At 71.8% G+C, this 25,558-nt stretch carries 27 protein-coding genes; 14 read left to right on the top strand and 13 right to left on the bottom strand.

What is annotated here, in order from left to right:
• Positions 1-174: 174 nt before the first annotated feature.
• From ACZ573_RS19555 to ACZ573_RS19545, 3 genes are all read right to left on the bottom strand, one after another.
• Positions 175-1,746, bottom strand: coding sequence for a S8 family peptidase (locus ACZ573_RS19555; RefSeq protein ID WP_471305530.1), 1,572 nt, complete (start codon positions 1,744-1,746; stop codon positions 175-177).
• A 1,324-nt stretch (positions 1,747-3,070) separates the two neighbouring features.
• The gene (locus ACZ573_RS19550) at positions 3,071-3,769 is read right to left on the bottom strand and encodes an RICIN domain-containing protein (RefSeq protein ID WP_471305528.1); all 699 of its coding nucleotides are present in this window, start codon (positions 3,767-3,769) and stop codon (positions 3,071-3,073) included.
• A complete protein-coding gene (locus ACZ573_RS19545) occupies positions 3,766-4,224 on the bottom strand; it encodes a hypothetical protein (protein ID WP_471305526.1) in 459 nt (152 codons plus the stop codon). Before ACZ573_RS19545 ends, ACZ573_RS19550 begins: the two co-directional genes overlap by 4 nt.
• A gap of 111 nt (positions 4,225-4,335) precedes the next feature.
• On the opposite strand from ACZ573_RS19545, the gene ACZ573_RS19540 reads away from it, so the two are divergent.
• The gene (locus tag ACZ573_RS19540; protein WP_471305524.1) at positions 4,336-4,848 is read left to right on the top strand and encodes an aldo/keto reductase; all 513 of its coding nucleotides are present in this window, start codon (positions 4,336-4,338) and stop codon (positions 4,846-4,848) included.
• Here the strand turns inward: ACZ573_RS19540 and ACZ573_RS19535 are convergent.
• The gene (locus ACZ573_RS19535) at positions 4,796-5,320 is read right to left on the bottom strand and encodes a VOC family protein (RefSeq protein ID WP_471305521.1); all 525 of its coding nucleotides are present in this window, start codon (positions 5,318-5,320) and stop codon (positions 4,796-4,798) included. The genes ACZ573_RS19540 and ACZ573_RS19535 overlap by 53 nt on opposite strands.
• A gap of 221 nt (positions 5,321-5,541) precedes the next feature.
• Here ACZ573_RS19535 and ACZ573_RS19530 point away from each other — a divergent pair, with 221 nt between their 5' ends.
• Positions 5,542-6,249 (top strand): intradiol ring-cleavage dioxygenase, encoded by a 708-nt coding sequence (locus ACZ573_RS19530; RefSeq protein WP_471305518.1) that lies wholly within the window; start codon positions 5,542-5,544, stop codon positions 6,247-6,249.
• A gap of 3 nt (positions 6,250-6,252) precedes the next feature.
• On the opposite strand, the gene ACZ573_RS19525 is transcribed toward ACZ573_RS19530, so the two are convergent.
• From ACZ573_RS19525 to ACZ573_RS19510, 4 genes are all read right to left on the bottom strand, one after another.
• On the bottom strand, positions 6,253-6,810 hold the full coding sequence (locus ACZ573_RS19525) for a YbaK/EbsC family protein (protein WP_471305515.1): 558 nt from the start codon (positions 6,808-6,810) through the stop codon (positions 6,253-6,255).
• 98 nt (positions 6,811-6,908) lie between these two features.
• Positions 6,909-9,329: a SpoIIE family protein phosphatase gene (locus ACZ573_RS19520; RefSeq protein ID WP_471305513.1), complete on the bottom strand. Its 2,421-nt coding sequence runs from the start codon at positions 9,327-9,329 to the stop codon at positions 6,909-6,911.
• Positions 9,326-13,372: a HAMP domain-containing protein gene (locus tag ACZ573_RS19515; protein ID WP_471305511.1), complete on the bottom strand. Its 4,047-nt coding sequence runs from the start codon at positions 13,370-13,372 to the stop codon at positions 9,326-9,328. The genes ACZ573_RS19520 and ACZ573_RS19515 overlap by 4 nt, the downstream gene beginning before the upstream one ends.
• Positions 13,373-13,495: 123 nt before the next feature.
• On the bottom strand, positions 13,496-13,843 hold the full coding sequence (locus ACZ573_RS19510) for an STAS domain-containing protein (RefSeq protein WP_471305508.1): 348 nt from the start codon (positions 13,841-13,843) through the stop codon (positions 13,496-13,498).
• A 224-nt stretch (positions 13,844-14,067) separates the two neighbouring features.
• Here ACZ573_RS19510 and ACZ573_RS19505 point away from each other — a divergent pair, with 224 nt between their 5' ends.
• The 7 genes from ACZ573_RS19505 to ACZ573_RS19475 all read left to right on the top strand — a co-directional run bounded on the left by ACZ573_RS19505 (position 14,068) and on the right by ACZ573_RS19475 (position 18,770).
• The gene (locus tag ACZ573_RS19505) at positions 14,068-14,997 is read left to right on the top strand and encodes a SigB/SigF/SigG family RNA polymerase sigma factor (RefSeq protein WP_471305506.1); all 930 of its coding nucleotides are present in this window, start codon (positions 14,068-14,070) and stop codon (positions 14,995-14,997) included.
• A 9-nt stretch (positions 14,998-15,006) separates the two neighbouring features.
• Entirely contained in the window at positions 15,007-15,441 is a 435-nt protein-coding gene (locus ACZ573_RS19500) for an STAS domain-containing protein (RefSeq protein ID WP_471305503.1), read from the top strand.
• Complete coding sequence (locus tag ACZ573_RS19495; protein ID WP_471305500.1) at positions 15,438-16,400, top strand: anti-sigma factor RsbA family regulatory protein; 963 nt, start codon at positions 15,438-15,440, stop codon at positions 16,398-16,400. The genes ACZ573_RS19500 and ACZ573_RS19495 overlap by 4 nt, the downstream gene beginning before the upstream one ends.
• Before the next feature lie 114 nt (positions 16,401-16,514).
• Positions 16,515-16,979: an ATP-binding protein gene (locus ACZ573_RS19490; RefSeq protein WP_471305498.1), complete on the top strand. Its 465-nt coding sequence runs from the start codon at positions 16,515-16,517 to the stop codon at positions 16,977-16,979.
• Positions 16,980-17,082: 103 nt separating this feature from the next.
• Positions 17,083-17,205 (top strand): hypothetical protein, encoded by a 123-nt coding sequence (locus ACZ573_RS19485; RefSeq protein WP_301374070.1) that lies wholly within the window; start codon positions 17,083-17,085, stop codon positions 17,203-17,205.
• A 285-nt stretch (positions 17,206-17,490) separates the two neighbouring features.
• Entirely contained in the window at positions 17,491-17,940 is a 450-nt protein-coding gene (locus ACZ573_RS19480) for an SRPBCC family protein (RefSeq protein ID WP_471305492.1), read from the top strand.
• A 5-nt stretch (positions 17,941-17,945) separates the two neighbouring features.
• Positions 17,946-18,770: a DUF1206 domain-containing protein gene (locus ACZ573_RS19475; RefSeq protein WP_471305491.1), complete on the top strand. Its 825-nt coding sequence runs from the start codon at positions 17,946-17,948 to the stop codon at positions 18,768-18,770.
• Positions 18,771-18,811: 41 nt separating this feature from the next.
• Here ACZ573_RS19475 and ACZ573_RS19470 read toward each other — a convergent pair whose 3' ends face one another.
• Positions 18,812-19,357 carry a VanZ family protein gene (locus tag ACZ573_RS19470; protein WP_471305490.1) on the bottom strand — a complete coding sequence of 182 codons (546 nt, stop codon included), beginning with the start codon at positions 19,355-19,357 and terminating at the stop codon, positions 18,812-18,814.
• A 172-nt stretch (positions 19,358-19,529) separates the two neighbouring features.
• Between ACZ573_RS19470 and ACZ573_RS19465 the strand changes: the two genes are divergently transcribed.
• Positions 19,530-20,039 carry a DUF6328 family protein gene (locus tag ACZ573_RS19465; protein ID WP_471305487.1) on the top strand — a complete coding sequence of 170 codons (510 nt, stop codon included), beginning with the start codon at positions 19,530-19,532 and terminating at the stop codon, positions 20,037-20,039.
• 13 nt (positions 20,040-20,052) lie between these two features.
• Here ACZ573_RS19465 and ACZ573_RS19460 read toward each other — a convergent pair whose 3' ends face one another.
• The 4 genes from ACZ573_RS19460 to ACZ573_RS19445 form a co-directional block, all read right to left on the bottom strand.
• Complete coding sequence (locus tag ACZ573_RS19460) at positions 20,053-21,177, bottom strand: glutamate--cysteine ligase (RefSeq protein WP_471305485.1); 1,125 nt, start codon at positions 21,175-21,177, stop codon at positions 20,053-20,055.
• Positions 21,178-21,394: 217 nt separating this feature from the next.
• On the bottom strand, positions 21,395-21,568 hold the full coding sequence (locus ACZ573_RS19455) for a CsbD family protein (protein ID WP_471305482.1): 174 nt from the start codon (positions 21,566-21,568) through the stop codon (positions 21,395-21,397).
• 119 nt (positions 21,569-21,687) lie between these two features.
• Positions 21,688-21,843 carry a DUF6131 family protein gene (locus ACZ573_RS19450; protein ID WP_471305480.1) on the bottom strand — a complete coding sequence of 52 codons (156 nt, stop codon included), beginning with the start codon at positions 21,841-21,843 and terminating at the stop codon, positions 21,688-21,690.
• Positions 21,844-21,993: 150 nt separating this feature from the next.
• A complete protein-coding gene (locus tag ACZ573_RS19445; RefSeq protein WP_471305477.1) occupies positions 21,994-22,377 on the bottom strand; it encodes a PRC-barrel domain-containing protein in 384 nt (127 codons plus the stop codon).
• Positions 22,378-22,705: 328 nt separating this feature from the next.
• Here ACZ573_RS19445 and ACZ573_RS19440 point away from each other — a divergent pair, with 328 nt between their 5' ends.
• The 4 genes from ACZ573_RS19440 (at position 22,706) to ACZ573_RS19425 (ending at position 25,298) form a co-directional block, all read left to right on the top strand.
• Positions 22,706-23,443, top strand: a complete 738-nt coding sequence (locus tag ACZ573_RS19440; RefSeq protein ID WP_471305764.1) for a VOC family protein — start codon at positions 22,706-22,708, stop codon at positions 23,441-23,443.
• Positions 23,444-23,607: 164 nt separating this feature from the next.
• A complete protein-coding gene (locus ACZ573_RS19435; protein ID WP_471305473.1) occupies positions 23,608-24,432 on the top strand; it encodes a ribonuclease BN in 825 nt (274 codons plus the stop codon).
• A 159-nt stretch (positions 24,433-24,591) separates the two neighbouring features.
• Positions 24,592-25,077, top strand: coding sequence for a DUF2975 domain-containing protein (locus ACZ573_RS19430; RefSeq protein ID WP_471305470.1), 486 nt, complete (start codon positions 24,592-24,594; stop codon positions 25,075-25,077).
• Positions 25,077-25,298: a helix-turn-helix domain-containing protein gene (locus ACZ573_RS19425; RefSeq protein WP_471305468.1), complete on the top strand. Its 222-nt coding sequence runs from the start codon at positions 25,077-25,079 to the stop codon at positions 25,296-25,298. The genes ACZ573_RS19430 and ACZ573_RS19425 overlap by 1 nt, the downstream gene beginning before the upstream one ends.
• The last annotated feature ends 260 nt before the right edge of the window (positions 25,299-25,558 follow it).

Here is a 25,558-nt window from a genome sequence, read left to right as displayed (position 1 = left end):
GGGGGGAGAGGTGGGGGAGGTGGGGGGGGGTGGGGGGTTGGTGTTGGAGAAAGGGGGGGGGGGGGGGTGCAGGAAGGGGGGGGGCGGGTGGAAAACAAGGGGGGGGGGGCCCCCCCCCTCTGCCCCCCCCCGCCCGTTCATCGCGGCTCAGAGGTCACGCGCCGTTTCCTGGTCTCAGAACTGGAGCGCCCACGAGTCGATCTTGCCGGTGTCGGCGTTCGCGTTGTCGTTCACGCGGAGCTTCCACACTCCGTCGGCGACCTCGGCGGAGGCGTTCACCGTGAAGGTCTTGATGATGTTGTCCGCGCTGCCGCCGGCGCGGTTGTGCAGGGTGTAGACGGTGCCGTCGGGCGCGACCAGGTCCACCTTGAGGTCACCGATGTAGGTGTGCTTGATGTCGACCGCGACGGCCAGTGACGCCGGGGCGTTGCCGGCGACGCCGCCGACGGTGACGGGCGACTCGACGGTGGCGTTGTCGTTGATCGCGTAGTCGGCGGTGTTCTCGAACCGCTTGCCGGGCGGGACGGTGCCGCCCTCACCCACGTTGAGCAGCAGGTTCGGGGAGCCCGTGCCGGGGCTGGTCACCACGTTGGGGGTCGCGGCGGCCACGAGGCCGTCCCGGACCTGGGCGGGGGTGCTGGCCGGGTTCTGCGAGAGGTACAGCGCCGCCGCGCCGACCACGTGCGGGGTGGCCATCGAGGTGCCGGAGATGGTGTTGGTGGCCGTGTCGCCGGTGCCCCACGAGGAGGTGATGGAGGAGCCCGGCGCGAAGATGTCCAGGACGGTGCCGTAGTTGGAGTAGCTGGCCTTGGCGTCGGTGTTGGCGGTGGCGCCGACGGTGATGGCCTCGGCCACGCGCGCCGGGGACTTCGTCGAGGCGTTGGTGGACTCGTTGCCCGCGGCGACGCCGTAGGTGATGCCGGAGGCGATGGAGTTGCGCACGGCCGTGTCGAGCGCGGAGTCCGCGCCGCCGCCGAGCGACATGTTGGCGACCGCCGGCTTGACCGCGTTGCGGGTCACCCAGTCGATGCCCGCGACGACCTGGGCCGTCGTGCCGCTGCCGTTGTTGTCGAGCACGCGGACGCCGACGATCTTGGCCTTCTTGGCCACGCCGTACGCGCCGCCCGCGACGGTGCCGGCGACGTGCGTGCCGTGGCCGTGCCCGTCCTGGGCGGTGTTGTCGTTGTCGATGGCGTCGTAGCCGTAGGAGGCGCGGGTGCCGAAGTCCTGGTGGGTGATGCGGACTCCGGTGTCGATGATGTAAGCGGTGACGCCCTCACCCGCCTTGTCCGGGTAGGTGTAGCTCTGGTTGAGCGGGAGCGCGCGCTGGTCGATGCGGTCCAGGCCCCAGGACGGCGGGTTGGGCTGGGTCGCGTCGACGGTGAAGACACGGTTCTGCACGACGGACTTGACCGCCGGGTCGGCGGCGAGCTTCCGTGCCTGCGCTTCGGAGACCTCGACGGAGTAGCCGTTGAGGGCGGCGCTGTAGGTCTTGTCGATCTTCGCGCCGTACCGCTTGGCGACGGCCTTGCCGCTGTCGGCGGTGGAGCGTGCGGCGGAGTCCTTCAGGGTCACGATGTAGCTGCCGGAGACGGTTCCGGCGGCACCGGCGTTCTCGATGACGCCCTGCGCGCCGCTGTCGGCCGCCGAGGCGGGTAACGCGGCGGCGGCGCCGAGCGCGAGGGCGGCGACGGCGGTCGCGCCGATGCCGGCGAGCCTCCGGCGGGTGTGACGCATCACGGACATGTGGGGGGTCCTCCTCTGGGTGGGCACGGCGGGGTGGACGGCGGCCGACGGACATGGACATAGGCATGACCATGACAATGTGAAGCCCGACAGGCCGTCGCCTACGAAAGGTTGGCCCAGGCCTGACGCACCCACAAGAGGCTCACGGACGCGTAACATCCCCGCCATGCCCCGGTCATGATTGAGCAAAGGTGCCCCGCACATGACGTAGGCACGGCCCGGCCGGAACGGCTCCGGGCCGGGCACACGCGCCGCCACGCGGACCGCGCCCCGGCCCCGCCGGGTGCGCGGCTGCCCCCGGGAACGCGATTTTCCGCCGGACCCGGCCGCGGCGCCCGCACCGGCCGTGGGGTCGAACTCGCCGCCGCGGTACGGGTCCGGGCCACCGCCGCCTGGGACGTTCTCGGCGCCCCTGGAAGAGAGCCCACCCAGGCCGCGCCGCCGACCCGGCGGGTTCACGCCAAACGGCACCCCCTCGGGCCGAGCCCGCCGGACGAGGGCCGGGGCGTGGAAACGCACGCGGATCCGGCCGCGCGGTGCGCTCCGGAGCCGGTCCCGGCGGACGGCGGCGAGCACCCGGGGACGCCCCTGGCCGCGTAGTGCGCCCGGGCCGGGCCGAGTTGTGAAATTTTCGTGCCCGCGGTCCTCACCCGGCCCGGCCCGGTGGTCCCGAGGCATCCCGACGCCTCCCTCGCAGGGGGGAGGCGGGTGAGACGGGCCGCACTTCTTGCCAAGATGAGAAAGGCGCACCTGGTGGAATAGGCGGAGGCGCGGACGGAACTGATATCGGGGATGCCGCATCTCATCGAATCCGACAGTGGGTCAGCTGAGCGTGGTGAACGTTGACGACACAGCGGGCCGGTGGCGCTTCGAAGGCGGCGAGTGTTCCAGGATGACTCCCGCGTCGCCAACGCCATGCCAACCATGGGAGCACACAGGGCGTCGTGACGGTATGACACCGTGCAGGGACGCACGAGCGGCGGTTCTGCTTACCGGACCTCCCGCACCTGTTGGCTCGTCAGGGTGGGGATGGACATTGCACCGGCTCAGGCACAGTGCGTTGACGCACGACGCGGAGAACGGCACGTCCACACCGATGCTGCCGGCCCGTTCCCGCCAGGCCTCCGTACGGTCCCTGGCACGCTCCTCTCGCCCCGGCGTCGACGCGGTCGCCCGGCACGTTGCTGAGCGCGACCCCGCCGCTCGCCGTCGGGGTTGATCACAGCGGCCTACGGCACGTTCCCGGCGTATTCCGGCTGCCCTCCTACAGGGCCTCCGACAGCAGGACCGCCCTGCCCTGGCGGACACCACCCGAGTGCGACTCTCAGGGAGCGAGGTGCCACCACTGGTCGTCGTACTGGTCGCCGCAGGAGGTCTGCGCCGCGGGCCGGGACGCCTCGCGGCCCTGGACCGTCAGGCACTTGGCGTTGACGGCATTGCGCAGCATGAACTGGCCGGCCCGGTCGTCCCTCCCCCACTGCAGTTCCCAGTGCTGGCCGTCGTGCCGGGCGGCGGTGCAGGCGAACTGACGGGCCGGGGCGAAGTTCTCCGAGCCCAGCACGGCCAGGCACCGGCCGCTGTGCGCGTTGCGCAGCGTGCGGGTGTCGCCTCCGCCGTCCTGCGGGGCGAGCGTCCAGGTCCGGTCGGCGGCGCCGGTGCAGGTGTCCTGCACCGGGACGAGGCCGTCGTCGGTACCGGGCACCCGTAGGCACAGCTTGCTGTTGCGGTTGACCAGCCGCCCGGTGAGGGCCGACGGATCCGCCGTACCGGGACTCGGTGCGGGGGCCGTGGCCGTCGTCGTGTTCCCGGGCGGCGGGGCTGCGGCCCCGGTGTCCGGGTCGCCGCCGCCCACCCGGACGGCGATCACCGTGGCCACGCACACCAGGGCCACCGCGCAGGCCGACACGATACCGGCGCGGTGCTCGTGGAAGTTGACCTGGAGGTTCCCGCTGCCGCGCTGTACCCCGGACGGGCCGTGGTAGGTGTCGCCGCGGCGGCCGTCATCGCGCCCGCCGTCGCTCACGGGCGGGAGTCGAACCGGTTCACCTGGACGTTGCCGTCCCCGGACACCACCGCCGTCGGGCCGAGGAACACGTTCCGCGTGAATCCCCCGGTGGCCGGGCGCGCCGCCTCCGCGGCCTCGTCGAGCAGGGCCCTGAGCTCCGCCACGGCCGAGGACCGTTCGTCCGGTCCCAGCTGCTCCAGCAGGTCCTCGGTACGGGTCCGCCAGGCCGCACCGTGCCGGGCCCGCTCCTCGCTCCCGTTCCCTTCGGGACCGTTGCCGTCCTGCCCGGCTGCCGTCAGCTCGGCCGCGGTCCGGTCCAGGCGTTCCAGCTGAACGCTCTCCTGCTGCCGGTCCCCGCGGCCGAGCAGCCGGGCCAGCCGGTTGCGCAACGCCAGCCAGGCGTCCGTTCCGGCGGCCTGTACGACGCCCGAACCCACCGAAGCCGCCAGTGCGACCATCGCCTCGTCCAGCATGACGCTCCCCCTTCGCCGTCCCCGGGCAACAGCGTCAACGGTAGCCCCGCCCGGCCAGGGGTCAACAGCGCTGCCGGTGGCGGTTGTCGTCGTGGCGACGAGGGGAATCCGATGACTTCAAGCACGCCCGCCGCGACCGGAATCGGCCTGTCCGAGGTCACCGCCTCACAACTCGCCGAGGCCCGGCGGACCGCCGAGATCGCGAGCGTGCAGAACCGCTACAACCTCCTGGACCGGGCGTACGAGCGGGTCCTGGAGGCCTGCGAGGCCGCCGGTATCACCTTCCTCCCCTGGCTCCCGGTCGCCGCGGCAACACCCGCTCATACGAGGGAACTTGACGCGATCGATGCCGAACTGGGCGCTACGGCACCGCAACTCCTGCCCGCCTGGCTGCCCGCCCGGTCCCCGGTCGTGTTGCCGATCCCCGGGACGGCCTCACTCGCCCACCTCGAGCAGAACGTCGCCGCCGCGGATCTCCGGCTGGACGGGGCGCAGCTGCGAAGTCTCGACCGCCTGGCCGGCCCGGAAGGACGGAAGGGACGGAAGGGATGGAAGCGCCGGAAGGGAGGGCCTAGCCGTTCGGCCGCTGCGGGGTACTGGCCACGCCGGAGGCGCGGCCGCTGAGTTCGGCGTCCAGGGTCTGCTGGGCCATGCGCATGGACGCGGCGTACTTCGGCTCGGACATGCGCCGCCAGGCCTCGTCCGGCGCGACCTCCTCGACCCGGCTCATCACCCACCAGATGTTGCCGAACGGGTCCCGCACCCGGCCCCCGTGGTCCCCCCACGCGCTGTCGGCGGCCTCGGTGACCACGCGGGCTCCGTGGGCGACGGCGGCGGCCATCGCGGCGTCCGCGTCGCGCACGTAGATCCGCAGCATGGAGGGCGTCACCGGCCAGTCGGGCCGCCGGTCGAAGGCCAGTACGACCGTGTCGCCGACCCGGATCTCCCCGTGGCCGATGCTGCCGTCCGCGACCGCGACCCGGGCGATCTCCTCGCCGTCGAACGCCGCGGTGATGAAGTCGAGCAGCGCGCCCGTGTCGTCGGTGACCACCCAGGGCGCGACGCTGGTGTACCCCTCGGGGGCGAAGTGGTCCATCGGCTTCTTCCTCTCCTGTGGCTCTTCGTGACCTCACCACCGTAGGCCTGAACGAGGTCAGTTCCTGTCCTCGTTCAGGTGTCGATCCCCCACGGCGGTGCGGTCTGCCCGGCCGGGTGTGTCGGTGGTGGCCGGGACGCCTTCCGTCCGGCACGGTGGGCGCGATCGGTGACCGTCGTGCGTCCCGTGCGGCGGTCGCGCAGCGCGCGGGAGAGGTTCGCATGACCGAGAACGGCAGTTCCCCGACCAGCCGCCGTGCCCTCCTGCTGGCCGCCGGATCGGCCGGGGTCGCGGCGCTGACGGCGGCCTGCTCCGGCCCGGCCGGGACCCGGGGGGCGGCAGGACAGCCCTCCGCGTCACCGACGCTCGCGCCGTCGCCCGGTGGCAGCACCCCGGCCTGCGTCCTCGCCATGGAGGCGGGCGCCGGCCCGTACTACCTGGACCTGGACCGGGTCCGCTCCGACATCACGGAGGGCCGCAAAGGCGTGCCGTTCCGCCTGGACCTCACCGTCGTACGGGCCTCGGCGGGCTGCCGGCCGGTCACGGACGCCGCGGTCGACATCTGGCACGCCGACGCCTCGGGCGCCTACTCCACCGGAGGGGCCACCTTCCTGCGCGGTACGCAGGTCACGGACGCCGCCGGGCGCAGCACGTTCCGCACGATCGTGCCCGGCTGGTACGCGGGGCTGGCGCCGCACATCCACTTCAAGGTGCGCCCCGACCACCGTACCGAGACGACCTCGCAGTTCTTCTTCCCCGAGGACCTGTTGGTGCGGGTGTACGCGCGGCCGCCGTACGCGGAGCGCCGCGCGCCGCAGCACCCCAACGCCCGCGACAGCCGCTACCGCGCCTCCGGGGCCGCGATGACGCTCGCCCTGGTCCCCGACGGGCAGGGCTACCGCGCCGCGTACACCGTGGGAATCGCCTGAGCGTCAGAGGAGGGCGAGGCCCTCGATGAGTTCGGCCCCGGGGATCTGCGCGAACAGCTTCCCGGGTGCGATGAGCTTGCCGCGTCGGCGTCCGCTGCCGACGAGTACGTACGCCATGTCGGCGACCGCCGCGTCCACCAGGAGCGGCCAGTCCGCCGGCAGCCCGAGCGGGGTGATGCCCCCGTACTCCATGCCCGTCAGCTCCACGGCCGTCTCCATCGGCGCGAAGGACACCTTGCGCGCGCCCAGGTGGCGCCGGACGGCGCCGTTGACGTCGACCCGGCCGGCGGAGGGCACGAGGCAGGCGGCGAGGGTGACCGCGCCGCCGCGCTTGGCGGCGACGACCACGCAGTTCGCCGACCGATCGAGGAGCTCCGGCCCGTAGTGGGCGACGAAGGCAGCGGTGTCGGCGATCGCGGGGTCGGTGTCCACGTAGACGATCTGCTCTGCGGGCACGTCACCGGCCCAGCCGCGGACCGCTTCGGCGACGGGCGGCGTGAGTTCCGCGAGGCAGTCCGGAGCCGGCACCGCGTTGCCGAAGGACCCGATGGGAGCGCGCATGCCCGCACGCTAACACGGCCCGCTCACGGCGCCGATCGCCGTCCGCCGCACCGGCCGACGAGTGCACGCGTCCGATTCCGGGGTGTCGCTCTGCCGCGTCAGCCGACCTGGATTCCGATGACACAGGTGTCGTCGTCCGTGTCCGACCGGCTCTCGGCGAGGAGGCGGTCCAGCTGCCGGTCCAGGGCTCCGGCGCCGGCGGCCGCCGCGTTCATGAGGTGGCCGAGCGAGTCCTGCACCGAGGAGTCCCGCCGCTCCACCAGCCCGTCCGTGTACATCAGCAGGGTGTCGTCCGGTTCGAGCCGCACCTCCCGCTCGGCGTACGTCACTTCGGGGAGCGCGCCGAGGAGCAGGCCCTCGATGAGCGGGAAGGCCTCCGCCTCGCCGCCGCGGAGGAGTACGGGCGGCAGGTGCCCTGCGCGCGCCCAGCGCATCACCCTGGTGCGGGGGTCGAAGAGCCCGCAGACCGCAGTGGCCGTCACGTGCTTGGCGAGGTGGTGGGTGACCGTGTTGAGCCAGGACAGCAGCTGGGCGGGGCCCGCTCCGGTCACGGCGAGGCCGCGCAGCGCGTTGCGCAGGACGACCATGCCGGTGGCCGCCTCGATTCCGTGTCCGGCGACGTCGCCCACGGAGAGCATGACCAGCCCGGACGGCAGGACCACGGTGTCGTACCAGTCGCCGCCGACGAGCGACTCGGTCTCGGCGGGCCGGTAGCGGACGGCGACGCGCAGGCCGGGTGCCTCGACGGCCGGCGGGGTGGGGGGCATGATCGCGTGCTGGAGCTGCAGGGCGAGGCGGTTGCGTTCGGCGGACTCGGCCTCGGTGTGGGCGAGTTGGTCACGGGTCGCGGCCAGGGCGACCTCGGTCCAGTGCTGTGCGGAGATGTCCTGGTAGGCGCCGCGGACGGCGTGGAGGCGCTGGTCGGCGTCGAGGACGGGCTCGGCGACGACGCGGATGTGCCGGGTGATGCCGTCGGGCCTGCGCAGGCGCAGGTTGACGGAGGCCGGACGGCGGTAGCGCAGCACGGCCCGCAGGAAGCGGTCCAGGGCTGCGGAGTCGTCGGGGTGGGCGTAGCCGGGCAGTTCCCGCAGCCGCACGGGCGGGGCGGTGGCCGGGAGTCCGTGCAGCGCGTACAGCTGCGCGTTCCAGGTGATCGCGCCGGTGGCGAGGTTCTCCTCGAAGCCGCCGATCCGGCCCAGGCGCTGGGCGTGCTGGAGGAGGTCGGCCAGTCGTGCCGTCTCGTCCTCGACGCGCCAGATCAGCAGGACGGCGGCCCCGTGGCGGCTGACGCTGATGTCCGCGACCGAGATGAGGGGGATCTGGTCGACGAGCGCGGTCAGGCTCATGCGTTCGGCGCGGAAGGGCTCGCCCGTCGCGTGCACGCGCTCGATGATGTCGAAGAGCCCGTTCTCGCCCCCGGCCATCGGATAGGCCTCCAGCAGCAGGGCGCCGTTCACGTCGCCGCGCGGCCGCCCGGCGGGATCGACGAACCGGCTGCCGACGTGACGGATGTGGAAGTCGGTCAGCCGGCCCTCGTGGTCGAGTACGGGGGTGAGGACCACGGCGGGGTCGTGCAGGCCCTCGGCGAGGTCGATCAGCTCCGCGACGTCCGGGAGCACCGCGTCGAACGAGCCGGGGTCGGCCGCAGGTGCGGCGTCCATGGTGCGGGCGCACAGTTCGGCGAGGGCCTCGACCTGGCGCTCGATCTGCGGGGACTGCGGCGCCAGGGGCTGCGGCCAGCAGATTTCCAGGACGCCGTGGATCCGTCCGCCGGTCCCGGCCGGTACGGCCATCCGCCCGCCGTCGGGCCGCTGGAGGTGGCCGATCGAGGGCGGTCCGTCGTGCTGGAGCCGGGCGAGGGTGACCAGCCGGCGCTCGCGCAGCGCGAGGCGGGCGACGGTGGAGACGCCCGGGGGTACGTGGCGCCAGCGTGCGGCTTCCCCGGGCGGGAAGCCGGCGTGGCCGGCGAGGGCCAGGGAGCCGTCGGGGGCCGCGCTCCAGACGGCGACGGCGACCGCGCCCAGGGGCCCGAGGGCGTGCGTCAGGAGGGACTCGGCCACTGCCTGGGTGTCGTCGGCGGCGGCCAGGACCCCGCTCTCGGCGGTACGCAGCCGCACGGAGACCGTGGTGGACCGCTCGGCCGCATCCGGCGTGCCGGTGCGCCGGGCGAAGGCTGCGGCGACCTCGCTCACGTGGTCGCGGGAAGCCTGGTTGACGATGTCGGCGGCCAGTTCGAGCACGGACAGCCCGGTCTCGCGGGACAGTTCGCCGAGCTGGCGTGCCGCCGCGGCGGGGGTGCAGCTCAGCTGTCCGATCAGGATGCCCTTGGCCAGCTCGACCAGGGCCCTGCCGTCCGCGGCGGCGTGCGCCTCCCGCACCTCGCGGCGCAGCCGTTCCACGGTGGCGACCAGGCGTCCCAGGGGGGCCGGCGCATGGTGCGGGACCGTGTTCCGGGACGGCTCCTCGGCGACCGTTCCCGGCGGGCGGGAATCGTCGTGCCGCTGTGTGGCGGGGTTCATCCGGTGAGCCAGTGCCGGACGCGGGCGATGAGGTCGTCGGCGTCGACCGGCTTGGTCACGTAGTCGCTGGCTCCCGCGGCGAGGCTCTTCTCGCGGTCGCCCGGCATCGCCTTGGCGGTGACCGCGATGATGGGCAGCCCCTCGTAGGCCGGCATCCGCCGGATCTCGGCGGTCGCCGCGTAGCCGTCCAGTTCGGGCATCATCACGTCCATCAGGATCAGGTCGACGCCCTCGTTGCGGGTGAGGGTGTCGATGCCCTTGCGGCCGTCCTCCGCGTGCAGGACGCGGACACCGTGCAGTTCCAGCACCCCGCTGAGGGCGAACAGGTTGCGCGCGTCGTCGTCGACGACGAGGACGGTACGTCCGGCCAGGTCGTCGTCGAGCGGATGGGGTCCCTGCCGGTCCTGCGCGTCCTCGTGGACGAGGGGCAGTACGTCCCCCGGCCGGTCGGCGGACAGGTGCAGCACGATGCGTTCCCGGAGCTCGTCCAGGCTCGACAGCAGTTCCAGCCGGCGCGACGCGGCCCGGTCCCGCAGCGCCCGCTCCTGCCCGGTCTTCAGGCGCGGGTTGTTGTGCGCGAGGACCGGGAGGGTGGAGAGCGCCGGGTCTCCGTCGAGCGCCTCGAGGAAGCGCAGGGCCTCGCCGCCGGGCATGTCGAGTTCGAGGACGACGCAGTGGAAGGAGTGCGAGGCCAGGGCGGCGGCGGCTTCCCGTGAGCTCGTGGCGTTGACCACCTGGACGGCCTCGCGGTGGTCGCCCGTCGGCAGATGGCCGGGGGTGAGGTCCCTGTCGGCGCTCTCGGCGACGAGGGAGAGCAGGCCGTGGGGACGCTCCTCGATCACCAGGAGCCGGCGGGCCCGCCGCTGCGGCGGGACCGGAGCGGCCGTGCCGACGGCGCCGGCCGGTACGGGATGTCCGGCGGCGCCGGTGTGCCCCGCCGCCGCGAGTGCCTCGATCTCCCCGGGGGTCCCGGGGAGGGGTTCCTCCTCGTAGTCCGCCCGGCTGACCGGCAGATAGAGGGTGAAGGTGCTGCCCTGTCCCGGTGTGCTCTCCGCGACGACGGCACCGCCGAGGAGCTGGGCGATCTCGCGGCTGATGGACAGCCCGAGCCCGGTGCCGCCGTACTTGCGGCTGGTGGTGCCGTCGGCCTGCTGGAAGGCGCCGAAGACGGACTCCAGCTGCTGCTCCGGGATACCGATGCCCGTGTCCCGTACCCGGAAGGCGAGCATGGGCGCGCGGCCGGGGAGCCCGGCGGGGACCTCGGACGGCGCCGCGGGTTCGATCCGCAGCTCGACACCGCCGCGCTCGGTGAACTTGACCGCGTTGGAGAGCAGGTTGCGCAGGATCTGGCGCAGGCGGGCGTCGTCGGTGAGCAGGTCGGCCGGGGCGTCGGGAGCGGTGGTGACGGTGAAATCGAGGCTCTTCTGCGTGGTCAGTGGGCGGAAGGTGGCTTCGACGTACTCCAGCAGCTGCGGCAGGTCCACCCGCTCGGGATTGACGTCCATCTTCCCCGCCTCGACCTTCGAGAGGTCGAGGATGTCGTTGATCAGCTGCAGCAGGTCCGAGCCCGCCGAGTGGATGATGCCCGCGTACTCGACCTGCTTCGGGGAGAGGTTGCGGGTCGGGTTCTGGGCGAGCAGCTGGGCGAGGATGAGGAGGCTGTTGAGCGGCGTCCGCAGCTCGTGGCTCATGTTGGCCAGGAACTCGGACTTGTAGGTGGAGGCGCGCGACAACTGCCGGGCCCGGTCCTCCAGTTCCTGCCGGGCCTGTTCGATCTCCAGGTTCTTGGCCTCGATGTCGCTGTTCTGGCTGGCGAGCAGGGCCGCCTTCTCCTCCAGCTCCGCGTTGGAGCGCTGCAGTTCCACCTGCTGGACCTGCAGTTCCTCCGAACGTGCCTGGAGCTCCCCGGTCAGCCGCTGGGACTCCTCGAGGAGTTCGTCGGTACGGGCGTTGGCGACGATGGTGTTGAGGTTGACGCCGACCGTCTCCATCAACTGGCCGAGGAAGTCCCGGTGTACGGGGGTGAAGGCGGAGAAGGAGGCGAGCTCGATCACACCGAGGACCTGGTCCTCCACCACGATGGGCAGGATGATCAGGCTGCCCGGGGTGGTGTGGCCGAGCCCGGACGAGATGACGTAGCCGGCGGGCACCTGGTCGGTGGCGATGATCCGGTGGCTGCGCGCGGCCTGCCCCACGAGGGACTCCCCGAGGGCGAATCCGGTGCCCTCCCCGCTGCCGGCGGGGCGGCCGTAGGAGCCGACCAGGATGAGCAGGGGGCCGTCGGGGCCGTCCTCGGCGAGGTAGAAGGCCCCGTACTGGGCGGCGACGAGCGGCGTCAGTTCGTCCATGACGAGTTCCGCGACGGCGGCGAGGTCCCGGTGGCCCTGCATCATCCCCGAGATCCGGGCCAGGTTGGACTTGAGCCAGTCCTGCTCCTGGTTGGCCCGGGTGCTTTCCCGGAGCGAGCCGACCATGGAGTTGATGTTGTCCTTGAGCTCGGCGACCTCACCCGAGGCGTCGACGGTGATCGAGCGGGTCAGGTCCCCCTCGGCGACCGCGCTGGCGACCTCGGCGATGGCCCGGACCTGGCGGGTGAGGTTGCCGGCCAGCTCGTTGACGTTCTCGGTCAGCCGCTTCCACGTGCCAGAGACGCCCTCGACCTCGGCCTGGCCGCCGAGCCGGCCCTCGCTGCCGACCTCGCGGGCGACGCGGGTGACCTCGGCGGCGAAGGAGGAGAGCTGGTCGACCATCGTGTTGATGGTGGTCTTCAGCTCCAGGATCTCCCCCCGCGCGTCCACGTCGATCTTCTTGGACAGGTCGCCGTTGGCGACGGCCGTCGTGACGAGCGCGATATTGCGGACCTGGCCGGTGAGGTTGTTCGCCATGGAGTTGACGTTGTCGGTGAGGTCCTTCCAGGTACCGGCGACGTGGGGAACCTGTGCCTGCCCGCCGAGCCGGCCCTCGGTGCCGACCTCGCGGGCCACCCGCGTCACCTCGTCGGCGAACGCGGACAGCGTGTCGACCATCGTGTTGATGACGCCGGCCAGCGCGGCGACCTCGCCCTTCGCCTCCACCATGATCTTCTGTGAGAGGTCGCCGCGGGCGACGGCGGTGGCCACCTGGGCGATGGAACGTACCTGGCCCGTCAAGTTGGACGCCATGACGTTGACGTTGTCGGTGAGGTCCTTCCACGTGCCGGAGACCCCGCGCACCGTTGCCTGGCCGCCCAGGTTGCCCTCGGTGCCGACCTCGCGGGCCACCCGGGTCACCTCGTCGGCGAAGGCGGAGAGCTGGTCGACCATCGTGTTGATGGTCTCCTTCAGCTCCAGGATCTCCCCGCGCGCGTCCACCCGGATCTTCTGCGTGAGATCGCCCTGGGCCACCGCGGTGGTGACCTCCGCGATCGAGCGCACCTGGGCGGTCAGGTTGTCGGCCATGACGTTGACCGACTCGGTCAGGTCCTTCCAGGTGCCCGACACGCCCTTGACGTCCGCCTGGCCGCCGAGCCGGCCCTCGGTGCCGACCTCCCGGGCGACCCGGGTGACCTCTCCGGCGAAGGCGGACAGCTGGTCGACCATCGTGTTGATGGTCTCCTTCAGCTCCAGGATCTCCCCGCGCGCGGTGACGTTGATCTTCTGCGAGAGGTCGCCCTTGGCCACGGCCGTGGCGACCTGGGCGATGGAGCGCACCTGGGCCGTGAGATTTCCGGCCATGAAGTTGACCGAATCCGTCAGGTCCAGCCAGGCGCCTCCGACTCCCGGTACGTCCGCCTGGCCGCCGAGCGTTCCTTCGGTGCCCACCTCGCGGGCCACGCGGGTCACCTCGGACGTGAACAGCGACAACTGGTCGGCCATCCCGTTGAACACGGTGGCGATCTCGCCGAGCAGCCCGTCCGCCGTATCGGGCAGCCTCGTACGGAAGTCCCCGTCCCGTACGGCCGTCAGGCCGGCCAGCAGCTGGCGCAGTTCCGATTCGCCGACCCTGTCCTCGCCGGGGAACGCCGCTGACCTGCCCGGCGCCTCCGTGCCCGTCCGCTCAGCCATCTGCCAACCTCACTCTAGACAACGACCGCCCCGGCGCCGGGGACAGGACATGATGGGGATCCGCCATCGCCGCGCGACCGGTGATGAAGGCTATCGTCGACGGAAGCTCACCCGATCACCCGGTCACGACCAGCTGACGGCGTCCTCGACGCTCGGGTGGAGGGACAGGACCGTATCGGCGCCCGTCAGGGCGAAGAGACGGCGGAGTTGCTCGCCGGGGCCGGCGATGCGCAGCGTGGTGAGGTGGTGCACCCGCAACAGCAGGTTCAGGAACGAGGAGTCGCCGAAGGTGATGGAGCCCGCGTCCAGGACCACCAGCCGGTGCTGGTCCGCGGCAGAGGCGAGCGCCTCCTCGAGCGGGGCTAGCGTGTCCTGGTCGAGCTCCCCGTGCGCCGCGACCACCCACCCGGCTCCGGCCGGGTAGCTGTTCCCGACGACGCCTTCGTGGTACGCGTCCGCTGCTCCGGTCATGTCCGCCTCCCCGGATCGTCACCTGTACGGCTTCCGCAAGGGAGTATGCCTGCTCGCCGGCCGGTCGAGGACGCCAAGGCCGGCGGCACACGCACCCGGAGGCCGGCGCGCCACCTCATCGGCGGTGGCCGCGGAGAAAAGTTTCCGCGAGGAGCGAATAAGGCGGTGAAGCCGGGGCACAAGCGCCCGAGCAGCCGTCAGTCAATCGGGAGGGAACGGCCACCATGTCTCGCTCGGCCACCGTCGCAGGCCCCATTCGTGCAACAGACGCGCCCATGACGCCCACCGTGCCCGGCACCACCGTGGGAGTCCCACGTCAGGACGTGGAACTGCCCGAGGTCAAGAACGCCCGGGAGATGGCCCCTGCCGACGCCCGCGAGCTTTCGAGGCTCTTCTTCCTGCGTCTCGGTGCCCTGGAAGAAGGCACGCGCGAGTACCAGTACGCCCGCAACACCCTGATCGAGATGAATCTCTCGCTGGTCCAGTTCGCCGCGCGGCGCTTCCGCGCCCGCGTGCTGGGTGGTGGTCTGGACATGGACGACATCATCCAGGTGGGGACCATCGGTCTCATCAAGGCCATCGACCGCTACGAGCCCGAACGCGAGGTCGAGTTCTCCACTCTCGCTCTCCCGTACATCACCGGTGAGATCAAGCGCTACTTCCGTGACACCACCTGGGCGGTGCACGTCCCGCGCCGTCTGCAGGAACGGCGTACGGAGCTCGCCAAGGCCCAGGAGGCCCTGACCGACGTCCTCGGCCGGTCCCCGACGGTCAAGGAGGTCGCCCAGCACCTCGAACTGACCGAGGAAGAGGTCATCGACGGGCTGGTCGCCGCGAACGGCTACACGAGCGGCTCCCTGGACACCTCCGCCGAGAGCGACGAGCCGTCGACGACGACGGGCCGGACGACCCGTCCGCTGGCGGACCGGCTCGGTGACGTCGACCCCGCCATGGAACTCTTCGAGGAGTTCCACACCCTCGCGCCCCTGCTGGAGCAGCTGGACGAACGCGACCGGACGATCCTGCGGCTGCGCTTCGGCCAGGACAGGACGCAGGCGGAGATCGGCGCGGAACTGGGCATCTCGCAGATGCAGGTCTCGCGCCTGCTGTCCCGGACCCTGGCGCGGCTGCGCGCCGGCATGCTCTCGGTGTAGGCAGCGAGCATGCCCTCACCCCACCGGCACGACGGCTCCCCGCCCCGCCCGCCCGTCGGCGCGCAGGCGCTCTACGACGACGGGACGTGGGCGGACGCGGTCCTGCGGTGCGCGACCGCCGGGACGGGTTCGGCTACGACGCTGACCGCCCGGCCGTTGCGCGACCGTCCGGGTGCCCTGCTGAGGGGCAGCTGCGACCTCGACACCCGCCCGGTCCTGCGCGCGGCACTCGGTGTCGTCACCCGGATCCCGGGCCCGGTCGTCCATCTCGACCTGTCCGCCGTTGCCTTTCTCGACACGGCCGCCGTCGCCGCCCTGGTGCAGGCCAATGCCACCGTCACCGGCCAGGGGCGTCGCCTGCTGCTCCACCACCCGCCATACTCGCTCCGCAAGCTCGTGGAGATGTTCCCGGACGAATGTGCCGCGCTGGAGGTCGCAGCATGATCAATCTTCCTGCGTCCGGCGCCTCCGGAGCCTTCATCCACCCCGCCCTCTTCTACCGGGGGCAGGCGGACTACTTGGCAGGCGTGGGCGGGTTCGTCCGGGCCGCCCTCGCGGCCGACGAGCCGGTGCTCGTGGCCGTCCCCGGCCCGCGGCTGGATGCGCTGCGCGAGGACCTCGGCGCCGCCACGGCCGGGGTCACCTGGACGGACATGACGCACCTGGGCCGCAATCCCGGCCGCATCCTGGCCGCCCTGCAGGATTTCGCCGACCGGTGCGCGGACCGGCCGGCCCGGATCGTGGGCGAGCCGATCTGGCCCGGCCGCTCGCGGGCCGAGGTGCTGGAGGCCACCCGTCACGAGGCCCTCATCAACACCGCATTCGCGGGGCGGCAGGCCACCATCCTGTGCCCGTACGACGTCCTCGGCCTGCCGGGATCCGTGGTGTCCGATGCCCGGCGTACGCATCCCACGCTGCTGGAGGACGGCAAGGCCCTGCTGAGCCCGGAATACGCGGACGCCTCGTCGGTCTGCGCCGACTGCGACGCCCCCCTGCCGGAGCCCGACGGCGGTGCGCCCTGGCTGGCCTACACCCACGGGCAGCTGAGCGAGGTACGTGCGTACACCGAGGCCTTCGCCCGGGGCACGGCCCTGAGCGCGGCGCGGCGCGGCGACCTCGTCCTGGCGGTCGCCGAGGCCACCGCGAACTCCCTCGCCCACGGGGGCGGGAGCGGCGCGATCCGGCTGTGGAGCACCGCAGGATCCGGTCCGGATGCCGGGGTCGTGGCCGAGATCCGCGACGCAGGTCACCTCGCCGACCCGTTGGCGGGACGCCGCCGGCCCGCCCTGGCCTCGGTCGACGGCGGCCGAGGCCTGTGGATGATCCACCAGCTGTGCGACCTGGTCGAGATCCGGGCCTCGGACAGCGGCTTCACTCTGAGGCTGCACATGACAACCTTCTGAGCGGCCGGTGGTCCCCTTAGACTGTCAGTCGTGTGCCCGGGTGTCCTCGGCCCCACGGGCCTGTTCGTTCCCGCGAACAGGGACCAATGTCAACGGTGGGGGTGAGAGACCACAGTGGAAACGATCGGGCCGGAAACCGGCGACCGCAGGCCTGCCGGGCTTTCCGTCGCGGGGCAGCGCCGTCGGCTCGCCCTGGCCGGCGTACGCGGATCCGTGGCCAAGGGCCGCGACTTCGCCCGCCAGGCCCTGCTCGACTGGGGCTGGAGCGGGACCGAGACGTCGGAGGACGCCCTGCTCCTCGTGTCCGAGCTGCTGACCAACGCGACCCTGCACGCGGGTGGCTGCATCGAGCTCGCGCTGTCGGCCGGTGAGGTCCTGCGGATCGAGGTCTTCGACGGCACCACCACGCCGCCCCGCCGCCACCCGTCGCCGCAGCGTGGCCTCCCTGGCGGCCACGGCCTCTACATCGTGGAGCGCGTCTCCGATCGCTGGGGCACCCGCACGCACGAGAACGGCAAGGCCGTCTGGGCCGAGATCGAGGCGTCGCGGCTGACCTCGGGCAGGTCCACGGGCCTCTGACCCGGCCGGGCCGCGCGCCCGCGGCCGCCCCGCGCCCGCTCCGCCCCGCGCCCGCGTCCCCGTACCGGAGCTTCGTTCCGCGGGACGGGGGCAGGCGCGCGGTATGACATCCCACGCACTCGACTCCTTGGCCCTGACCCCGGCGCCCGGCCCCGCCTGGCTCCATCTGGCCGTCATCGCGTTCGCTCTCCTCGTCCTGTTCCACAGCCTGGCCCGGCACCGGTAGCGGGGGCGGAGGCTCCCCGCACGGTGCACGTCACCCACGGCTGTGAGTGCGGCACGGTACGAAATTCTTTCCCCGCTTCTGTTTGAGCCCTCGATTCAGGGCCAGACGCGTAAGTGTCGGCGAGTTGCCGTTTCGAGCGGGGCGGCGACCCGTCGAGATCCGCGGCCGCACGCAGGTGTCCCGTCCCCCCGGGCACCACGTGCGGCCGCGGTCTTGCAGGGTCCTGACAGCGGTCGGTATTGCGGGCCGCGTGGCGGGGCCGACGACGACAGGGAAGGGGTACGCATGTCGCACGTCGAGGAGTACGTCGAGGTCAACGTTCCGGCACGGACGGCCTACAACCAGTGGACGCAGTTCGAGGAGTTCCCCGTCTTCATGGAGGGGGTCGAACGCATCGAACAGCGCACGGACACGCTCACCCACTGGGTGACGAACGTGAACGGCGTCCGGCGTGAGTTCGACGCGCAGATCACCGAGCAGTACCCGGACCGCCGCGTCGCATGGATGACGGTGGACGGGGAGACGCGCCAGGCCGGGCTGGTGACCTTCCAGCCGATCGACGCGACCACCACCAAGGTCGTCCTGCACATGAACTGGGTGCCCGACGGGCTGGCCGAGAGCGCGGCCGACAAGCTCGGCTTCGTCAAACGCCAGGTCGCCGGCGATCTGAAGCGGTTCAAGCTCTTCATCGAGTCCCGCGGATCCGAGACGGGCGCCTGGCGGGGCGAGGTCTGACCGCGATGGGCAACGGCCGCGCGAGCAGAGGCGTCCGGGCCGCGTCCCGCGGTGGCGGGGGCCGGGAGGTCACGGCGCGCTGCGGGCTCGTGGCCCGCGGTGTGCTGTACGTACTGGTCGGGATGCTGGCCCTGCGGGTGGCCTTCGGTGATGCCGGGGGCAAGGAGGCCGACCGCCAGGGCGCCCTCCAGGAGCTGATGGGCAAGCCCTTCGGCGGCGTCCTCGTCTGGGCCGTGGGCATCGGGATCGTCGGCATGATGCTGTGGCGCCTGTCGGAGGCGGTGTTCGGCGCGGCCGGACCCGACGGCGGCAAGCCGGTGAAGCGGCTGGCCTCGGCGGGCCGGACCGTCTTCTACGCCGCGGTCGCCTTCTCCGTCCTGTCGTTCGCGGCGGGCGGAGGAGGGCACTCCGGAGACCAGCAGTCCCGCGACATGACGGCGCGGGCCCTGGATCTGCCCGCCGGCCAGTGGCTGGTGGGAGCGGCCGGGCTCGGGATCGCCGTTGCGGGCGCGGTCATCGCGGTGCAGGCGGCACGGCGCAGCTTCCGCAAGCATCTCGCCATGGACGGGGTCTCGGCGCGGTGGCGCGCGGCCGTCGGCTTTCTCGGCGTGACCGGCGGCCTGGCCCGGGGCGCCCTGTTCACGGCGGTCGGCGGCTTCGTCGTGTACGCCGCGGTGCGCTACGACCCGGCGCAGGCGAAGGGCATCGACGACACCCTGAGGTCGTTCACCCGGACGCCGGCGGGACCGTGGCTGCTGGTCGCGGTCGCCCTCGGGCTGATGCTCTTCGGGGCGTTCTCCTGGGCGATGGCCCGGTGGCGCGAGGTCTGATCCCCGGACAGGTGGGGGGCCGCCGTACGACCCGTCCGGGCTCAGCGGTGCCACCAGTGGCTGCGGCGCGGGTGTACGGCCCGGCCCAGCCGCAGGCCCATGAGCACGTACCCGATGAGCGCTCCGGCCGTGTTGAGGATGACGTCGTCGATGTCGAAGACGCGTCCGGTGATCAGGGCTCCCTGGGTGAGTTCCACCAGGGTCATCAGGGCGACCGTCACCGCGCCGACCCGTACCAGCCCCCGGGCCGGGGGCAGCAGGACCGGCAGGAGCACTCCGAACGGCAGTCCCAGCAGCAGGTTCCCGCCCAGCTGGCGCACCGCCTCGATCGTCGACGTCCCGTCCAGATAGGCTCTGATCGAATGACCGGGTCGGACATTGCTGTGGACGAGGGTCTCCGACGCGGCGGACGGTTCGAGCGTCAGCCGGGCCAGGACCGCACCGAACAGGACGGTCCCGACGAAGGCGATCACCATGGCCAGCGCCCGGACGGCCGGGTGCGCCGGACGTCGTTGCCGCCGGCCGGCCGCCGTGGCCCCATCCGCGAATCCCTCGGATCCCCTGGACCCGTCGGATTCCTCCGACACCGCACCATGACGCCGCGCCTGCCTCCATGTCATGCGGGCGCGTCTACCCTGTGGACGGCTGTGTACGCGTGCTCCGTTGACGGTCCGCCACAGCAGCCCGGTCGCCGGGTAGCCCGTACCCGGGGCGTCCCGCGCGCATGCCCGACGGCCCCGGCGGACACAAGGAGGATGCATGGCACAAGATGCCCAAAAAGGGCGGAGCGAGACCGTGGAGGAACGCGCGGACCGGCAGTGGCAGGAGCTCATCCAGGAGATCCGCGTCGCGCAGACGGGCGTGCAGATCCTCTTCGGCTTCCTGCTGACCGTCGCCTTCACCCCGCATTTCCAGGGGCTGCCCCCGACCGACAAGGTGATCTACATCATCACCGTGGTGCTGGGCGCACTGGCCACGGGGGCGCTGATCGGGCCCGTCTCCTTCCACCGCATCGTCAAGGGCCGCCGGATCAAACCCGAGGCGGTCGCGTGGGCCTCGCGTCTGACCTTCACCGGACTGATCCTGCTCCTGGCCACCTGCACCTCGGCCCTCCTCCTCGTGCTGCGGGTCGCCGCGCACAACGCGGTCGTGCCGTGGCTGGTCGCGGGAGTCCTGGCCTGGTACCTCCTGTGCTGGTTCGTCCTCCCCCTCTGGGCGCGCGTCCGCTACACCGCGGCGAGCGCGGAGGCGAGCGAAGAGGCGAGCTGAGCGGCGGAGGGCTTCAGAAGGCGGGTGTGGCCGTCGTCGTTTCCGCGCAGCCCAGGACTACCGCGGCAAGATCACCTCGCTCGCTCAGCAACGCGCGCTGGACGCGGGCGCCATTGCCGCGTTTCAGCAGAGTGGCGATCTCCGCGCTCACCCGTTCCTGGTCGCCGTGATCGACGAGCGCCTCACGGACGTGCTCGTGGAGGGCCCGTACGGCGGTGGCGGGAGCGGTCTCCCGCATCGTCAGGGGGTGCAGCAGCGGGCCGTCCAGCCCCGACCGCCCGGCCCGCCAGCCGGCTAGCCGCAGCAGGCCCGTACCGACCCGCGCGGGCGGCTCCCCGGCCCGCCAGGCCCGGGCGGCCGTCTCGACCAGCGCGCGGACGAGGGCGGCCAGGAGCACCGTGGTCCCCGCCTCCAGACACACGTCCGCGACCCGGATCTCCACCGTGGGGTAGACGGCCGACAGGCGGGCATCGAAGTAGATCATTCTTTCGTCGTGCAGCACGCCGGTGCCCACCATCGCGCGGACCTCTTCGTGGTAGCGGTCGGCGGACCCGAAGACGTCCACGGGCCCGGCCGAGGGCAACCGGTTCCACACCCGGCTCCGGTAGCTTCCGTACCCGGTGTCCGTGCCCTGCCAGAAGGGGGAGTTCGCGCTCATCGCCAGCAGTACGGCGAGCCAGGGGCGGATCCGGTCCAGGACGGCCACGCCCTCCTCGTCCGACTCGACCGCGACGTGGACGTGGCATCCGCAGGTCAGCTGCTCCTGCGCGGTCAGGCCGAACTGATCGGCGATCCACTCGTACCGCTGCCCGGGACTGCGCGAGGGCCGCACGGGCAGGGGCGACGTGCCGAGGGCCGCCACGAGGGCTCCGGCGGACGCCGCGTGCCGGGCCGCCTCCGTGCGCCACCGGACAATCTCCTCCTGGAGCTCGCCCATCTCCGTCACCGGCTTGGTGCCGAACTCCATCTGCTCCCTCTGGAGCTCCTTCTCGAAGACGTGCTCCTTCGCTCCCCCGCCCTTGGAGCACTCCCCCGTGCAGTGGTCCGCCGCCGCCAGGACCGGGCCCGACACGGCCAGCGGCTCACCGGTGGCAGCGTCCACCAGCAACAGCTCTTCTTCCACTCCCACGCTTCGCATTCCGCCGCCGCCCATCGCTCCGGGGTTCAGATCGATACAGGTGGCCGCGTTCGAGGTGAGCGCCCCGATGCCGCACGCACCCGCGGAAACCTTGCCGTCTCACGTTCACACGTATCGCGGTTCCATGCATCCGCCGTCACGGGCGGTACCGCCGTACATGTGCCGAGGTCCCGCACCCGTGGGGGTGCGGGACCTCGGCACAGACACTGGTGCGCGGTCAGCGCTTGAAGACATCCTTCATCTTCTCTTTGGCCTGACGGGCGTCACCCTTGGCCTTCTCGGCCCGGCCGTCCGTGGTCAGGCGTTCGTTGCCCACCGCGCGCCCAGCGGCCTCCTTGAGCTTTCCCTTGGCCTGCTCGGCCTTGGCGCGGCCCTTCTCCTTGTCCGACACAGCTGATCACTCCCTGGTGAATCGGAACGAATATGCGGACTGCACGCTTTCATCCGACCGCAATTCCGAGGGCCGAAGTCCGAGCCCCGGCGTCCCCCGTTCGGCGTAGCGCCGACAGGTCAGTAGTAGTGGCGCCGGCCACCGACCGCGTGCCCGACCGAGCCCAGGATCCACAGCACCGCACCCACTACGAGCAGGATGATCCCGATCGTCCACAGGATGGAGATCCCGGTGAAGAATCCAACGACCAGCAGAATAAGCCCGACAAGAATCATGGTGTCCTCGTTCTCGCTTCGGAATTCGACGGAACCGTTGGATCCGCCGGGGCGTCTCATACGGCGTCTACCCTCGAAATCCGCGTTAACCGGTTCCGGGCCCGTTGATTTTCGGCGACGGAAAATCCTTCCACGTGACGGCCATTCCCGTCATCCGCGGTGGCTGCCGACCGGGCCTTCGCCGGGCAGCCAGGTGATGCCGTAGTAGCTACCGAGCTCCGCCCGGTATCCGGGGTCCTGCAGGTGCTTTTCCCGGTGGAACTCGGGGGCGTTCTTGATCCGGTCCTTCGTGGCGTTCACGTAGACCGTCTCCTCCTGCAGGTCTATCCGGGACACGGTGCTCGCCGGGAGGAGGACCTCCTTGCCGAAGATCCACACACCGGTGTCGACGACCAGGTAGGCGTCACCCACGTCGTAGGAGTGCTTGTCGACCTTCCCGATATGGCCGTCGGTCGCCTCGACCCGGTACCCGGTGAGGTCGGCCCAGGTCAGGTGACCCGATGCCGGACGGTAGCTCCACACATGCTCAGTCACGCGAAACAACTCCTCCCGGTAGGGGTGACCCGTCGTGCTCGCGGCCGGCCGGCCACGGACCGCACCGCGACACGCCGGCCTCCGTCGTGGGGCCCCATGTGTTGACGCGGTTGCCCGCCCTGCCGTCGGCCAAACACCGGAGCGGGTCGCGCGAGGCCCGCCGCAAGCCGAGGAGGGACATGGCTCCCTTCGAACCGCGCCTCGCGGCCCAGCGCCGCCGCCCGGTCTACGGTGGAAGGGTTCCGTCCCCCGTCAACGGCAGATGAGGCTGGCAGCTGTGTCGACTTCGAGCCACGAGATCTTCGGTGCGCCGTGCTGGGTCAGTCTGCTGGCCCGGGATCTCGAATCCACACAGCGGTTCTACGCCGGCGTGCTCGGCTGGGACTTCCGGCCCACCCACCTCGGCGGGGGCATCATGGTCGCCTTCCGCGACGGGGCCCCCGTGGCGGGCATCGGCGTACTCGCCGGGAGCGCCGGCGCGCCGGTGCTGTGGACGCCCTACTTCGCCGTCGAGAACGCCGACGTGACCGCCGCACGGATCGTCGAACGGGGCGCCACCATGGCGGTCGGCCCCGTGGCCTTCGGCACCGGCCGCATCGCCCTGGCGGCGGACCCCGCCGGGGCCGTTTTCGGCTTCTGGCAGGGCGAGGTCGTCCCCGACTGGTCGGTGGGCCGCGGAAGTGCGCCCGCCTGGCTGGAACTGCGGACGCGGGACGCTTTCGCGGCCGCCATCTTCTACGGGGAGGTCCTCGAATGGGCCGGCTCGCGTCCCGGCTGCTGCGCGGTCTCCTACGAGCACGATCACGTCGTCCTGCGCCACGGGCGCGACACCGTGGCCCGCATCAGCGGCGGCGCGCTCGAACAGGCACCGGACCCTGAGGTCCGTCCCCGATGGCACGTCCACTTCCGCGTGCCCGATCTGGAGGCGGTGGTCGAGGCCGCGATCCGGCTGGGCGGCAGGACCGCGTCTCCCGTACAGACGTCCAGCACGAGCCGGTGGATCGTCCTCGCCGATCCCGAGGGGGCGCTCTTCACCGTGGTGACCCCGCAGGACAAGCTGTCCTGACCCGGTCGGCCAGGGCGCAAGCCCTACGGATGGATTCCCCGGCACGAGAGTCCTATCGTGGGAGCGACACCTGGAGCGGCCATGCCCGTCACCTCATCCCCGGCCCATCGCTCCCGGTCACAGGAGATCGGTCGCGACGACTCGTCGGAGCGTGATCCGGCGAAATGACCGGGTCGGGTGGATCTGGCCGGCTGTCGCCCGTCGGACGGATACGCAGCGCGATACGCCGCGCGCGGGCCGGCCGCCACTGGGGGCGTATCCGGGACGTCGACCTGTGGCAGCGCTCCCTGGGGTTCTCGGCGCTGGGGTTCCTGACGCTGGTACCGCTGCTGGTCGTCGTGTCCGCGGCGGACACCGCCACCGGGCAGGGATTCGCGCAATGGCTGGGGGACGGACTCGGCGTGTCGCCGGCCGCCAGGGCGGAAATCGACCGGCTCTTCGCCCTGCCCGGCCAGGCATGGCGGACCACGACGGCATTCGGCCTCGCTGTGCTCGCCGTGTTCGGCCTGTCCTTCGGAACCATGCTGCAGAGCGGCTACGAACGGATCTGGGACCTGCCCCCGGCCCGCTGGTGGGCCAGGTGGCGGCATGTGGTCTGGCTCGGCGTGCTGATCGGCGTCCTGTACTTGTCCGCCATCACATCGCCGTGGCGTGGGTCTCCGGTCCGCGGGTTCGTCACGGTGGCGATCGGCACCCTGTTCTTCTGGTGGTCCCAGCGGCTGCTGCTCAGCGGCCGGGTGGCATGGACCGCTCTGCTTCCCGGGGCGGTCGCCACCATGATCGCGCTGCTCGGACTGCGGCTCTTCTCCCGACTCGTCTTCTCACCGCTGATCGCCTCCAGCGCCATCACGTACGGACCCTTCGGAACCGTCCTCGTCATCCAGACCTGGCTCGTCGGCATCGGCGTCGTCGTCTTCGGCGGCGCACTCACCGGTCGCCTCCTCCACGACGAGTTGCCGCGCCGGTCCGGCCCGCGTCAGCCCGGGTAGCCGATCGAGCCCGGCGGCGGGCAGGGGACGAGCGTGGCGCCGCCGCCGGGGCGTTCGACGAGAGCCCGGGCCTCGGCGGACCGGCCCCTCCCCACCAGCCCTTGTTTCACCTATCGAGATTCGATAGATTCCCATCGTAAATCGATGGGAGGATGCGTCATGGGGAAGCTGGCCGTGCATGCGTTGCGCGCCGTGATCGTGGTGGTGCTCGTCGGCACCGTGTTCGTACAGGCATTGATGGTGTGGGCGTTGGCCACCGACCCGGAGGACGGGTCGCTCCCGCTGACGCCGCTGCGCGTGATCACGATCCTGGGCATGGTGTCGGCCCAGGTCGCCCTGGTCTGTGTGTGGCGGCTGGTGACGATGGTGCGGCGCGGAACCGTTTTCTCCGACGGTGCCTTCCGGTACGTGGACGGCGTGATCGGCTCGATCGTGGCGGCCGCCCTCATGTGGTTCGGGGTCACAGCCATCAATGCGCCGGGCCAGCGGGAGGATCCGGGCGTCACCGTCATCATGGGCGGGGTCGGCCTGGCCATCCTGGGGGTCGCGCTCATCGTGCTCGTCATGCGGATGCTGCTCACCCAGGCCGTCGCGCGCGACATCGAAGCGGCACGGATGCAGGCCGAGTTGGACGAGGTCATCTGATGCCGATCACCGTCGACATCGACGTCATGCTGGCCAGGCGGAAGATGTCCGTGGGCGAGCTCGCCGATCGCGTGGGGATCACGCCCGCCAACCTGGCCGTACTCAAGAACGGCCGGGCCAAGGCGGTGCGTTTCGCCACGCTCGCCGCGCTCTGCGAAGTGCTCGACTGCCAGCCGGGCGATCTGCTGCGCTGGGAGGCCGAGGACGCCGCCGCCGGATGACGCGCCCCAGGGCTCGCCTGTACGAGTGCAACGGGTCCGCGGCGGGTCTGCGGCGCAGCGTCGGCCGGTGGCACCAAGAGGCGCAGCGTGCGCGCGAGTTCGGGCGGAGGGCCCGGTGTCGCCGGTGGCGTCCGCGCCGACAGCGCCGCCGTTCAGCCCTGCACGGCGAGCGCGAGCAGGCGTCGCACCTCAAGTAGGAGCAGCACGCGCCCGCATGGCGGGACCGCGCCGTGTCGGCGGCACGAGGGTCACCCATCCGC

Source organism: Streptomyces sp. NPDC040545, assembly GCF_055595065.1.
Note: the sequence above shows the minus strand (reverse complement) of the source record. Positions and strands in the feature narration are given on the sequence as shown.